Here is a 12,081-nt window from a genome sequence, read left to right as displayed (position 1 = left end):
AACCATGGGAATGTTCGGATCCGGTCGCACGGGCGTGTCCCGTCGCGCCCTGTACGGCGGTGGCCTGCTGGCCATCGCGAGCCTGCTCTCCGCATGCGGGGGCGGGGGCGGTGGCGGCGAATCGATGTCGCTGTCCGTGCTGTCCTCGCGGCCCGAATGGGTCAGCGCAGGCGACACCCTGCTGAAGGTGAACGGCCGCGGTTCGGCCGACAACCTGCAGGTGCTCGTCAACGGCGCGCCTGTCGCCGCGAACTTCGCCACCGACCCGGACGACGGCAAGCCCGTCGTGCTCGTCAGCGGACTGGCCGAGGGCAACAACGAGATCCGCGTCGAAACGCAGGGCGGCGTCCTCAGCGCCAGGGATGCGGCCACGGTGCGCGTGACGAACCACGCCCGCACCGGCCCGATGTTCAGCGGGCCCTGGGAAACGCCCTACATCTGCCAGACCGACACCTTCCTGCTCTACCCGGGCGGCCCGACGCTCGGCGCGGCGACGGATGCCAACTGTTCCGTGGCGACGCGCGTGGACTACATCTACCGCACCACGGCCGACACGTGGGCGGCGATGCCTTCGCTGACCGCGGTGCCCGCCGACGCGGCCACGGTCACCATCGACGGCAACAACGTGCCCCTCATCGTCCGCCTGGAAACCGGCACGCTCAACCGCGCGATCTACCAGACGGCGGTGCTGCACAACCCGGCCACCGGCACGACGCCCTCGCCGACGCGGCGCGCCTCCGGCTGGAACGGCAAGCTCGTCTACACCTTCGGCGGCGGCTGCACCACGGGCTGGTACCGGCAGGGCAGCAGCACCGGCGGCGTGCTCGACGTGAACATCCTGAAGCGCGGCTACGCCATCGCCTCGTCCTCGCTCAACGTGTTCGGCAACAACTGCCAGGACGTGACGCCGGCCGAGACCATGTCGATGGTGAAGGAGCGCTTCATCGAGACCTACGGCCAGCCGCGCTACACGATCGGCTGGGGCTGCTCGGGCGGTTCCTACCAGCAGCACCAGATCGGCGACAACTACCCCGGCCTGCTCGACGGCATCCTGCCCGGCTGCAGCTTCCCCGAGGTGATGTTCGCCACGGTCTACGCGATCACCGACATGCGCCTGCTGGGCAACTACTTCCTGCACACGGCGCCCGGAACCTTCACGGACGAACAGCAGCGGCAGGTCGCGGGCATCCAGAACGTCGAGACCATGTACACCGACACGGTCTACAACGGCGCGATGCGCATCGCCCCCGGTGAATTCGTCCCGCTCGACCAGGCGACGCGCACGCTGGGCGGCACGCGCACCTACTGCCCGAGCGTCCTGCCGGTGGGGCTGCGCTACGACCCGGTGAGCAACCCGGGCGGCGCGCGCTGCGACGTCTACGACCACGCGATCAACCTGGTGGGACGCGACCCGGCCACCGGCTTCGCCTACCGCCCGCTGGACAACGTCGGCGTGCAGTACGGCCTGGCCGCGCTCAACGCCGGCACGATCACCGTCGACCAGTTCCTCGACCTGAATGCCGGCATCGGCGGCTACACCACGGATGCCAAGTTCAAGGCGACGCGCACGCAGGCGAAGATCCCGGGCGTGCGCCAGGCCTATCGCACCGGCCGCATCACCAGCGGCGGCGGCGGCCTGCGCGACCTGCCCATCATCGACTACCGCGCCTACACGGACGACCGCGCCTCGGGCGACATCCACCTGCGCTTCCACTCCTTCGCCATGCGCGACCGGCTGATCGAGGCCAACGGCGACGCCGACAACCAGGTGATGCTGGTCGAGGACTTCCGCTACGGCTACTACAGCAGCGACAGCCCGCTGCTGATGCACGCGCTGGACGAGATGGACAAGTGGATCGCCGCGATCCAGGCGGACCACGCCCCCGGCTCGCAGCACGAGAAGGTGGTGCGCAACAAGCCCGCCACGCTGAAGGAAGGCTGCAACACGCGCGACGCCACGCCGACCTTCATCGCCGAGACGCAGCAGCGGACCAGCGGGCAGTGCGCCGCGCTCTACCCGGTGCCGCCGGCGCCGCGAGGCGTCGCCGGCGCGCCCATCGCGGGCAACGTCATCAAGTGCACGCTGAAGAACGTGGACATGGACGACTACGACGTCCCGTTCACGCCGGCGCAGGTGACGCGCCTGAACGCGATCTTCCCGGACGGCGTGTGCAACTACGACGTGCCGGGCATCCAGCAGCAGGGGCTCGCGGGCACCTGGCTGTCGTTCTGACGGCTACTGCAGCTTGAGGCCGAGCCGCCGCACCACCGGCTCCCAGCGCGCGGACTCGGCCTTCATCGCCGCCTCGGCATCCTGGCTGCTGCTGCCGATCGCCACGAGGTCCGTCGCCTGCAGGCGGGCGCGGACCTCGGGCTTGCGCATGATCTCCATCGCCGCGTGTTCCAGCTGCGCGAGCACCGCCGCCGGCGTGCCCTTCGGCGCCTGCAGCACCAGCTTGAAGCTGATGTCCAGGTCCGGCCGGTTCAGGGCCTTCGCGAGCGTGGGCACTTCCGGCGCGAGCGGCGAGGGCTGGGCGGAGGACACGGCCAGCGCGTGCAGCTTGCCGGCCTTGACGTGCGGCAGCACCGTGGGCGTGGCGAGGAACCCGCAATCGACTTCGCCGGCCAGCACGGCCTGCGTCGCCGGCGACGGCCCCTTGTAGGGCACGTGCTGCATGCTCACGCCGGCGGTCTGCAGGAACATCTCGGCCGCCAGGTGCCCGGGCACGCCGGGGCCGCCGGACGCGTAGGTCATGGGCGTGGACTTGGCCTTGGCCAGCAGGGCGGCGACGGTGGGCGTGCCCTTGGAGGCGTTGCACACCAGCATCTGCGTGAAGGCGGCGAGCACCGAGACGTTCACCAGGTCGCCGCGCGGGTCGTAACTGAGTTTCGTGTAGACCAGCGGGTTCACCGTCACCACGGTGTCCGGGCTCAGGACCAGCGTGTAGCCGTCGGGCTCCGCCTTGGCGACGATGCCGGCCGCGAGGCTGTTGCCGGCGCCCGGACGGTTCTCCACCACCACGGGCTGCCCGACGCGCTGGCTCAGCTGCTCGGCGAACACGCGCGTCGTGATGTCCGAAGGGCCGCCCGGCGGCGAGCCCACCAGCACGCGCACGGCCTTGGTGGGCCAGGCGGATTGCGCCGGCGCGAGGGCGGGCGTGAGCAGGCAGGCGGCGAGGGCGAGTGCGGTCAGCGATTTTTTCGGCATGCGGGGTCTCCTGGACCGCGCATGGTAAGGCCTCCCTTCAAGCCCGCGCCGGACTGTCCTTGCCGGGCGCGCGCGTGTGGCCGGCGCCGCCCTGGTCGCCGGCGTCGCCGCCACGCAGCAGCAGCGTGACCAGCACGGCGCAATCGGTGCGCGCGCGCAGCGCGTGCTGCTCCCTGGGCGGCAGCACGACCAGGTTGCCCGGGCGCAGCTGGCGCACGCCGCCGCCCATCACCACTTCCACCTCGCCTTCCAGGCAGTGGATCGTGCATTCGTCGTCCACGTGGTGCTGCGGCTGGTCCTGGTGCGCCGCCAGCACCAGGTGGAGCAGCTGGAGGCGGTCGGTCTTGATCAGGCTCGTGCTGACCGTGCCCTGCAGCTGGTCGCCCAGCGGCGACACGTTGATCACGTCCAGCGGTTGTGCATGCGGCAGCGCCATCGTTCACCTCGCGTTGTACTGCCGGTATGTTCCCAGCGCGGGCGGCGCCGCCGTGTAGGACGGCTCCGCCGCAGCGCGGCGCCGCCTCAGGCGGGGAAGCCGCTCCAGTCGAGCAGCGGACCGGAGCGGGTGGACGGCGCGCGCCGCAGCCGGATCAGGCCCGCCGTCTGCGCGTCGTGCTGCCAGTTGCGGTTGGTCCAGTACAGCCCTTCCAGCTGCAGGCCCGCGCGCGCCTTGCGCACCTCCACGAAGCCGGCGCCCTGGTAGACCGTCGCGTCGCCCGGGGGCACGTCGCGCGGACGGGTCTCGTACACGTACCAGAGCCGCTGCCTGCGCGAGCCCGCCTCGCGCTCCGGCCACACCGCGATCGTGCGCGAGTCGCTGCGGCGCGCGCCCGAGGCGACGATGGTGATCTCCAGCTCGAAGAAGTCCTGCTCGATGTGCACATCGACCTTCTCGCCGGGCGTGCCGCCCGCGGAGTGCAGGCTGCCTTCCCAGTCACCGGCGAGGTCGGCGAAGACGCGGTCGGAGAACCAGCCGACGCGCGCCATGGGCGTCCACATGAACTTGCCCGCGAGCACCGTGACCAGGGTGAACACCGTGACCGTCGTCCAGAGCGTGCCGAACAGGCGCAGCAGGCCCTTGCCGGCCGGGCCCTTGAAGTACTTGGGCTTGCCCTGCAGCCGCCACACGAGGAAGAAGACCAGCGCGATGCCGAACAGGAAATAGCCCACCAGCCACTGGAAGGGCAGGACGCGCCACACGCCTACTGCTCCGCCCAGCGCACCAGCGCCTCGATCTGCGCGTAGATCGGCACCTTGGGCGAGATGTCCAGCGCGCCGCCGTCCACCAGCGTGATCGCGCGCATGCAGCTGTCTTCCTTGCGTCCCTGCAGCAGCTGCCGCACGGCGGCTTCGCCGCCGCCCTGCACCGCGGCGCGCAGCGCGCGCAGCACGGCCTCGCGCCGCTCGGCGCCGCCGCTCGCCTCCGCCTCGGCCACCCGCGCGTCCATGTACCGGGCCGAGGCCTTCACGTAGAGGGCGTTGCGCTGCTGCCAGTTCGCCACGAAGGCCTGCGGCGTCTCGGGCCGCCCCACCAGCGCCAGGCATTCGCGGCCGATGCGCCCGACGATGAAATTGCCGGTACTGACATAGGCGCTCGCGGCATCGCGCGCCTCGGACGTGACGGGCGCGGCCGGCTGCGCGACGGCCGCCTGGGCGAGCAGGATGGCGGGCAGAAGGGCGAGGCGGCGGTGGCGCATGGCGGGGACTCCTGCCGCGAGTCTAGAGGACGCCCGACGCGCGACGCGCGCCGGCGTGGCGGATGCGACACGCCCGCCGGCTACGCGGGCAGCAGCTCCGGATTGAAGGCGACCTCCCAGAGATGCCCGTCGGGATCCTGGAAGTAGCCGGCGTAGCCGCCATAGAAAGTGTCCTGCGCCGGCTTGACGAGGGTCGCGCCCGCGTCCTGCGCCTGCCGCAGCACCGCGTCGACCTCGGCGCGCGTGGCCACGTTGTGCGCCACGCTGAACTCGGTGGCGCTGCGCGGCCCGACCGGCAGGCCCGTGTCGTGCGCCAGGCTGGCGCGCGGCCACAGCGCCAGGCGCAGCCCGTGCGCGAGGTCGAAGAAGGCGACGGCGCCGTGCTCGAACTGCTGGCCGACGATGCCCGGCGTGGGCAGCCCCAGCCCGTCGCGATAGAAGCGCACCGCGCGCTCGAGGTCGTCGACGGCGAGGGTGAGGAGGGTGATGCGGGGGGTCATGGGTGGTGTGGCTCTCCGCCGGGCGCAGGGCAGTGGGTGATCCAGTTTGCCGAAGTTTGGCCCGGCGTGCTCCCCTTCCGCCGCGCATGTCCGAAAATCCCTCCAGGAGTCCCTTCATGCCCACCATCTCCCAGCCTGCGTTGCAGGCCGCCCGCCAGACCCTGGCCTGCCTGCAGGAAGCGTTCGACACCGCCACCACCACCCTCGCGCAGCGCTGCAGCGAAGGCGGCAAGCTCCGCTCCGCCCGGCTCGATGCCGAGCAGGTCGCCCTGTTCGAGCTCGCCTGGTGCAGCGCCGAGCTGCTGGCGGCGCGCAATGCGCTGGAGGTGCTGCGGCCCGACGCGGGCGAGCTCGACCTGCGGCTCGCCTTGCTGTTCGCGGCCGAGGCCGGCGTGTCGGTGGCGGGGCGGCTGGAGGCGCTGTTCCTGGACCTCGGTTTGCCGCTGGCCCGCCTGCGTGCCCTGCAGGACGACCCGGCCTGGCTCGACCTGCGCCGGTCCGCCGCCGGTGCCCAGGCGCTCGCGCAGGCCGGGCAGGCCGTCGCCGCCGCGCGCGGCGAGGTCGGCGTGCTGCCGCTGGACGAGTCGCATGCCCTGGCGCAGGACTCGTTCCGGCGCTTTGCCGAGGAGGTCGTCGCGCCGCAGGCCGAGGCGATCCACCGCGAGGACCGCACGGTGCCCGAGTCGCTGCTGCAGCCGCTGCGCGAGATGGGCGTGTTCGGCCTCTCGGTGCCGGAGCAGCATGGCGGCAGCGCCCCCGCGGACCGCGAGGATGCGCTGCTGATGATGCTGGTGACCGAAGCGCTCTCCGAAGGCTCGCTCGCCGCGGCCGGCAGCCTGATCACGCGGCCGGAGATCCTCACGCGCGCGCTGCTCGCGGGCGGCACGCCCGAACAGCAGGCGCACTGGTTGCCCAGGCTCGCGGCCGGCGAGCCGCTGTGCGCGATCGCGATCACCGAACCGGACCACGGCTCCGACGTCGCCGGCCTGAACCTGCGCGCCACGCGCACCGAAGGCGGCTGGCGCCTGAACGGCGCCAAGACCTGGTGCACCTTCGCCGGCAAGGCAGGCGTGCTGATGGTGGTGGCGCGCACCGATCCCGACCGCGCGCTGGGCCACAAGGGCCTGAGCGTGTTCCTGGTGGAGAAGCCCGCGTTCGAGGGGCACGCCTTCGAGGTGCGGCAGCCGGAGGGCGGCACGCTCGCGGGCCGCGCGATCCCCACCATCGGCTACCGCGGCATGCATTCCTTCGACCTGTCCTTCGCGGATTTCTTCGTGCCCGACGCGAACCTGCTGGGTGGCGAGGCGGGCCTGGGCAAGGGCTTCTACGCGACCATGGCCGGCATGGTCGGCGGGCGCATGCAGACGGCGGCGCGCGCCTGCGGCGTGATGCGCGCGGCCTTGCGCGCGGCGATCCGCTACAGCGAGGACCGCAAGGTCTTCGGGCAGGCGCTGTTGGAATTCCCGCTCACGCAATCCAAGCTGGCGCGCATGGGCGCGCGGCTCGCGGCCTGCCGGCAGCTCGCCGCGCACGTCGCGGGCCTGGTGGACCGCGGGGAAGGTCGCATGGAGGCGAGCCTGGTGAAGCTGCTGGCCTGCCGCTCCGCCGAGATGGTGACGCGCGAGGCGCTGCAACTGCACGGCGGCATGGGCTACGCGGAGGAGTCGGCCGTCAGCCGCTACTTCGTCGATGCGCGCGTGCTGTCGATCTTCGAGGGCGCCGAGGAAACGCTGGCGCTGAAAGTCGTGGCGCGCAGCCTGCTGGAACGCGCCCTGGGACAGAAAGGGAGCGCGGCATGAGCGCAGGGATTCTCTCGGGGCTGCGCGTGGTCGAAGCGGCGGCCTTCGTCGCGGCGCCGCTGGGCGGCATGACGCTGGCGCAGATGGGCGCCGACGTGATCCGCATCGACACGCTGGGCGGCGGGCTCGACTACCGGCGCTGGCCCGTCACCGACGACGACACGAGCCTGTTCTGGTGCGGCCTGAACAAGTCCAAGCGTTCGGTGGCGCTGGACCTGTCTTCGCCGGAAGGGCGCGAGCTGGCGATGGCGCTGGTGTGCGCGCCCGGCGACGATGCGGGCCTGTTCCTGACCAACTTCCCGCCGCGCGGCTGGCTCGATCACGCCAAGCTGCGCGCGCGGCGGGCCGACCTGATCCAGCTGACCCTGATGGGCGACCGGCACGGCGGCAGCGCGGTCGACTACACGGTGAACGCGCGCATCGGCGTGCCGCTGTTCACGGGCGATCCTGCCGCCGAGGGGCCGGTCAACCACGTGCTGCCGGCCTGGGACCTCATCACGGGGCAGATGGTCGCCGTGGGCCTGCTCGCGGCCGAGCGGCACCGGCGCCTCACCGGCGAAGGCCAGCACGTCAAGCTGGCGCTGCAGGACGTGGGGCTCGCGGTGATGAACCACCTGGGCTTCATCGAGGAAGCGCGGCGCGGCCAGCCGCGGCAGCGCCACGGCAACGAGCTGTTCGGCGCCTTAGGGCGCGACTTCGTGACGGCGGACGGCGAGCGCGTCATGGTGGTGGGGCTCACGCTGAAGCAGTGGCGCACGCTGTGCGAGGCGCTGGGCATCCAGGCGGAAGTGGATGCGCTGGCCGCGCGCCTGGGCCTGGACCTCGCGCAGGAAGGCAACCGCTTCCGCGCGCGGCGCGAGCTCGCGCAGATCGTCGGGGCGCGCATCGCGGCGCGACCGCTCGCGGAGCTCGCGCGGGACTTCGACCGGCTGGGCGTGTGCTGGGGGCGCTACCAGGACATCGCGACGCTGGCCGCCTCGGACCCGGAATGCTCACCGGCCAACCCGATGTTCTCCAACATCGTGCAGCCCGGCGTGGGCGAGATGCTCGCGGCCGGCATCCCGCTGGACTTCTCCGCCCGCGACCGCCTGCCGGCGCGTCCCGCGCCGCGGCTGGGGGAGCATACGGAGCAAGTGCTTCACGAACTCCTCGGCCTGCCGCCGGAGGAATTCGGCCGCCTGCACGACCGCGGCGTCGTGCGGTGATTCCTCCCTCTCCCGCTTGCGGGAGAGGGCAGGGGTGAGGGTGGTGGTGTTCACAAGCGCAGCGGCGACGCATACCCCGTCATCTCGAGGTACCCCCACCCCACCCGCTTCCCGTTGCTGTCGATCAGCTCCGACAAGCCCTCCCAGTAGATCGACCCCGTCGACCCTCGGCTGTCCAGTTCCTGGTTGGGGATCACCGCGCGCACGGTGTAGAAATCCGCCGGCGTGCGCACCAGCCACTCCACCGGGTAGCTCGCGTTCGAGGCCGGGCTGGTCCAGCGCCTGCGGGCCTGGAACTGCGTCTCGCCGGGGCTCGCGACGTACAGCGCGCCGTTCGCGGCCCGGAAGGACCCGCCGTCCCACAGCGCGCTGCCGTCGCGGCGCCGCAGCTGGAAGGCCGTGAGGGCGCTGCCGTCGTCGAGGTTCATGCCGATCCAGTCCCAGCCCACCGCCTCGGGCGCGAGCAGCGCCTCGCTCCATTCGTGGTCCAGCCAGGCGCGGCCATCCACCTCGAACCTGCGGCCCTGCAGCGACAGCGTGCCGCCCACCGCGAGCTGCGGCAGGCTGTAGTAGTAGCTCGCCTGTTCCTCCAGCGGGCCCTTGCGCGAGAGGCCCTGCCGCCCTTGCAGCAGCACCGGCTGCGTGGCCGTGCAGCGCAGGTCCAGGGCGAAGCCGCTCGCCGGCACCTTCGCGTGCCAGGTGTCGCCGTCTCGCTTCAGCGACCAGTCGCGCAGCCGCAGGCGCGCATCGTCCGTCGCCGCTTCCGCGATGCCGAAGCCGGCGCGCGCGATGCGCTGGTCGTGCCACAGCTTCGCGCCCTGCACGTCGGTCACGGCCGCGTGCGCGAACAGCAGCTGCTTCGCCGCGAAGCGCGAGTGCATGCCCTGCGTGGCGTCGACGCGGCTGCGGAAGAAGGTCACCTGGAAGCCGAACGCGCGGCCGTCCCGCTGCGCGCGGCCGGTGACGTACCACCACTCGGTGCGCAGGCCGGGGTGAGCACCGTGGTCGGCGGGAAAGACGAGGCGTCGCTGCGGCAAGGCGAAGGCGGGCTGCGCGAGCGCAGGCAGGGCGGCCAGCAGGGTGCGTCGGTGGATCACCAGTCCTCCTTCACGGCCAGCACCGCGTCGCGCCCGGCGGCCGCGCGGCCCGCGAGCCACGCCGTGATCGTCCCGGCCGCAACGACCGCGAGACACAGCGCGAGCAGGCGGCCCCAGGGCAGCAGCAGGTCCATCGTCCAGTGGAAGCTCTGCGGATTCACGACATGCACCAGCACGACCGCCACCGCGAGCCCGAGCGCGAGCCCGGCCAGCGCGCCGATGACCGTCCAGGCCGCGCCCTCGCCGGCGACCACCGCCAGGATCTGCCGGCGCGTGAGACCCAGGTGCGCGAGCAGGCCGAACTCCTTGCGGCGCGCCAGCACCTGCGCGCTGAAGCTCGCCGCCACGCCGAACAGGCCGATCGCGATGGCCACCGCCTGCAGCCAGTAGGTGACGGCGAAGCTGCGGTCGAAGATGCGCAGCGACACGGCCCGCACCTGCGCCGCGGACGCGAACTCCACCAGCGCCGGATCGCCCGCCGTGCGCGCGACCAGCGCCCGCGCCCGCGCCTGCACGTCGTCGGCGGACGCGCCGGGCGCCAGCCACAGCTGCACGTCGTTCACGCGCGTGTCGCCGGTCAGGCGCAGGTAGTCGGCGCGGTCCATCACGATCGCGCCGGTCTGCCGCACGTAGTCGCGCCAGACGCCGGCGACCACGAAAGGGCCGCCACCCAGCGCCGCTTGCAGGACCGAGAGTGGTTCGCCGCGGCGGGCGCCGTACAGGTCCACCATCGCCTCGCTCACGTACACCGGCACCGCGCCTTCGGGCACGGCGACCGGCTCGCCCACCAGCGGCAGCGAGCGGCGCGCATCGCCGACGGGCCGCGCCAGCAGCGTCACGGCGGGACGCGCCGGATCGAGCAGCAGGCTGCGCACGCGCTGGCTGGCGATCCGCTCCACGCCCTGCAGTTGCGCCAGCGCCTGCACCAGCGCCGGCTCCAGGAAGGCGGTGTCGCCGGCCGCGGCGCTGGTGCTGGTGCGCAGGTACAGGTCCGCCGGCAGCAGCACGTCGAGCCAGTCGGCCACCGACTGCCGGAAGCTCGCCACCATCACGGTGAGGGCGACGGCGAGGCTCAGCGCCGCGACCACGCCGCTCACGGCGACGGCGGCGGTCTCGCGCACGCGCCGCGCCCGCTCCACCGCGAGCAGCGGCAGCAGGCGATGCGCCACGAGGGGCGCGATGCGGTCGTACAGCGCGCCGACGGCGCCGGGCAGCACCGCGATGCCGCCGACCAGCAGCAGGCCCACCGAGACATAGGCGGCGAGCGGCATGCCGGCGATCGGCGGCAGGAACGCGAGCACGACGGCGGCGAGCAGCGCCAGCCAGCCCAGGCGATGGCGGCGTCCGCGCGGCAGCGCCGTGCCCAGGCCCTTGAGCGTCTGCGCGAGCGGCAGCCGCGCCGCATTGCGCGCCGGCAGCCAGCCGCCCGCCATCGCGGCGAGCACGCCCAGCGCGCCGTAGCCGGCCGCCGCGGCGCCGTTCCACTGCAGGTGCGGCTGCACGCCGGGGAAGTAGCCGCCACCGAGGTCGCCGCCCAGGAGCGCCAGCGCCGCGGCGGCCAGCGCGGCGCCGAGCGCGATGCCCAGCGCGCTGCCGACGATGCCGAGGACGGCGGATTCCGCCAGCACCAGTTGCAGCCGCTGCCGCGCGGTGAGGCCCAGCACGCCCAGCAGCGCGAACTGCTGCGCGCGCCGGGCGACGCTGAGCGCCAGCACCGAGAACACGAGGAAGGCGCCCGTGAACAGCGCCACCAGTGCCAGCACCGTGAGGTTGACGCGGTAGGCGCGCGAGAGCTGGCTCACGCGCTGGCCGGCGTCGCCCGGCTGCGCGACCTGCACGCCGGCGGGCAGCTGCAGCTGCTGCAGCCACGCCTCGCGCGCGACGCCGGGCCGCAGGCGGACGTCGATGCGCGTGAGCTGGCCGCCGCGGCCGAACAGGTCCTGCGCGGCGCCGATGTCCATCACCAGCAAGGGCCCGCCGCCGGCGCGCGTGCTGCCCGCCACGCGCAGCTCGTGCAGGGCGAGGCCTGCCTGCACCTGCACGCGGTCCTTCGGCAGCAGCCGCTGCGCCGCCGCATTGGGGAACACGGTGGCGGGCGAGACGATGGCCAGCCGGTCCGCGCCCTCGGCGGGGACGGGCATGACGTCGGGTGCGAGCGCGGCGACCACCAGCGCATCGACGCCGAGCACGCGGACGCTGGTGCGCGTTCCGTCGCGCGCGAGGGCGAGCGTCTGCAGTTCGAGCGCGGGGCTGGCGACGGCGACCTGCGGGTCGGTCGCGACGCGGGCGTAGAGGGCTTCGTCGAGCGCGCCCTGCGCGGCGCGCAGCTCCAGGTCCGGCTGGCCGCCGGCGGAGCGCGCGGCGCTCGCGAATTCATCGAGCGCCGAAGCGTTGATCAGGTGGACGGAAAAGGCGAGCGCGACCCCCAGCATCACCGCCAGCACGGCGGTCGCGCTGCGCCAGGCGTGATGCCGGACTTCCTGCCAGGAGTAGGTGGCGAGCAGCGCCAGCATCCTGGCATTGTGCCCGGGCCTGCCCCTCACCCCAGCCCTCTACCCGGAGGGGAGAGGGAGGA

Annotated in this window: 10 protein-coding genes; 3 read left to right on the top strand and 7 right to left on the bottom strand. The window is 73.0% G+C overall.

The genetic code is table 11. The features are described from left to right. The first annotated feature begins 4 nt into the window (after positions 1–4). Positions 5–2,233 (top strand): DUF6351 family protein, encoded by a 2,229-nt coding sequence (locus tag ACY0MJ_RS08595; RefSeq protein WP_462637966.1) that lies wholly within the window; start codon positions 5–7, stop codon positions 2,231–2,233. A gap of 3 nt (positions 2,234–2,236) precedes the next feature. Here ACY0MJ_RS08595 and ACY0MJ_RS08590 read toward each other — a convergent pair whose 3' ends face one another. From ACY0MJ_RS08590 to ACY0MJ_RS08570, 5 genes are all read right to left on the bottom strand, one after another. Next, entirely contained in the window at positions 2,237–3,208 is a 972-nt protein-coding gene (locus ACY0MJ_RS08590; protein ID WP_462637965.1) for a Bug family tripartite tricarboxylate transporter substrate binding protein, read from the bottom strand. Between the two features lie 37 nt (positions 3,209–3,245). Then, on the bottom strand, positions 3,246–3,644 hold the full coding sequence (locus ACY0MJ_RS08585) for a cupin domain-containing protein (RefSeq protein ID WP_462637964.1): 399 nt from the start codon (positions 3,642–3,644) through the stop codon (positions 3,246–3,248). A gap of 86 nt (positions 3,645–3,730) precedes the next feature. Then, positions 3,731–4,408 (bottom strand): Cap15 family cyclic dinucleotide receptor domain-containing protein, encoded by a 678-nt coding sequence (locus tag ACY0MJ_RS08580; RefSeq protein WP_462637963.1) that lies wholly within the window; start codon positions 4,406–4,408, stop codon positions 3,731–3,733. Between the two features lie 2 nt (positions 4,409–4,410). Next, positions 4,411–4,905, bottom strand: coding sequence for a hypothetical protein (locus ACY0MJ_RS08575; protein WP_462637962.1), 495 nt, complete (start codon positions 4,903–4,905; stop codon positions 4,411–4,413). Positions 4,906–4,985: 80 nt separating this feature from the next. Beyond that, positions 4,986–5,405, bottom strand: a complete 420-nt coding sequence (locus tag ACY0MJ_RS08570) for a VOC family protein (RefSeq protein ID WP_462637961.1) — start codon at positions 5,403–5,405, stop codon at positions 4,986–4,988. Positions 5,406–5,521: 116 nt separating this feature from the next. On the opposite strand from ACY0MJ_RS08570, the gene ACY0MJ_RS08565 reads away from it, so the two are divergent. Next, positions 5,522–7,204, top strand: a complete 1,683-nt coding sequence (locus ACY0MJ_RS08565) for an acyl-CoA dehydrogenase family protein (RefSeq protein ID WP_462637960.1) — start codon at positions 5,522–5,524, stop codon at positions 7,202–7,204. Next, the gene (locus ACY0MJ_RS08560; RefSeq protein WP_462637959.1) at positions 7,201–8,409 is read left to right on the top strand and encodes a CoA transferase; all 1,209 of its coding nucleotides are present in this window, start codon (positions 7,201–7,203) and stop codon (positions 8,407–8,409) included. The genes ACY0MJ_RS08565 and ACY0MJ_RS08560 overlap by 4 nt, the downstream gene beginning before the upstream one ends. 50 nt (positions 8,410–8,459) lie before the next feature. On the opposite strand, the gene ACY0MJ_RS08555 is transcribed toward ACY0MJ_RS08560, so the two are convergent. Together ACY0MJ_RS08555 and ACY0MJ_RS08550 are read right to left on the bottom strand one after the other, a co-directional pair. Beyond that, positions 8,460–9,509: a lipocalin-like domain-containing protein gene (locus ACY0MJ_RS08555; protein WP_462638184.1), complete on the bottom strand. Its 1,050-nt coding sequence runs from the start codon at positions 9,507–9,509 to the stop codon at positions 8,460–8,462. After that, positions 9,503–12,019, bottom strand: a complete 2,517-nt coding sequence (locus tag ACY0MJ_RS08550) for an FtsX-like permease family protein (RefSeq protein WP_462637958.1) — start codon at positions 12,017–12,019, stop codon at positions 9,503–9,505. The genes ACY0MJ_RS08555 and ACY0MJ_RS08550 overlap by 7 nt, the downstream gene beginning before the upstream one ends. Positions 12,020–12,081: the final 62 nt, after the last annotated feature.

The organism is Ramlibacter sp. bp-362 (assembly GCF_054956735.1).
This window is presented reverse-complemented; position numbering and strand designations above follow the sequence as displayed.

Coding starts and splice junctions, on each gene's coding strand:
- ACY0MJ_RS08565 (WP_462637960.1), top strand. CDS start 5,522: ATGCCCACCATCTCCCAGCCTGCGTTGCAGGCCGCCCGCCAGACCCTG.
- ACY0MJ_RS08575 (WP_462637962.1), bottom strand. CDS start 4,905: ATGCGCCACCGCCGCCTCGCCCTTCTGCCCGCCATCCTGCTCGCCCAG.
- ACY0MJ_RS08590 (WP_462637965.1), bottom strand. CDS start 3,208: ATGCCGAAAAAATCGCTGACCGCACTCGCCCTCGCCGCCTGCCTGCTC.
- ACY0MJ_RS08550 (WP_462637958.1), bottom strand. CDS start 12,019: ATGCTGGCGCTGCTCGCCACCTACTCCTGGCAGGAAGTCCGGCATCAC.
- ACY0MJ_RS08595 (WP_462637966.1), top strand. CDS start 5: ATGGGAATGTTCGGATCCGGTCGCACGGGCGTGTCCCGTCGCGCCCTG.
- ACY0MJ_RS08585 (WP_462637964.1), bottom strand. CDS start 3,644: ATGGCGCTGCCGCATGCACAACCGCTGGACGTGATCAACGTGTCGCCG.
- ACY0MJ_RS08570 (WP_462637961.1), bottom strand. CDS start 5,405: ATGACCCCCCGCATCACCCTCCTCACCCTCGCCGTCGACGACCTCGAG.
- ACY0MJ_RS08560 (WP_462637959.1), top strand. CDS start 7,201: ATGAGCGCAGGGATTCTCTCGGGGCTGCGCGTGGTCGAAGCGGCGGCC.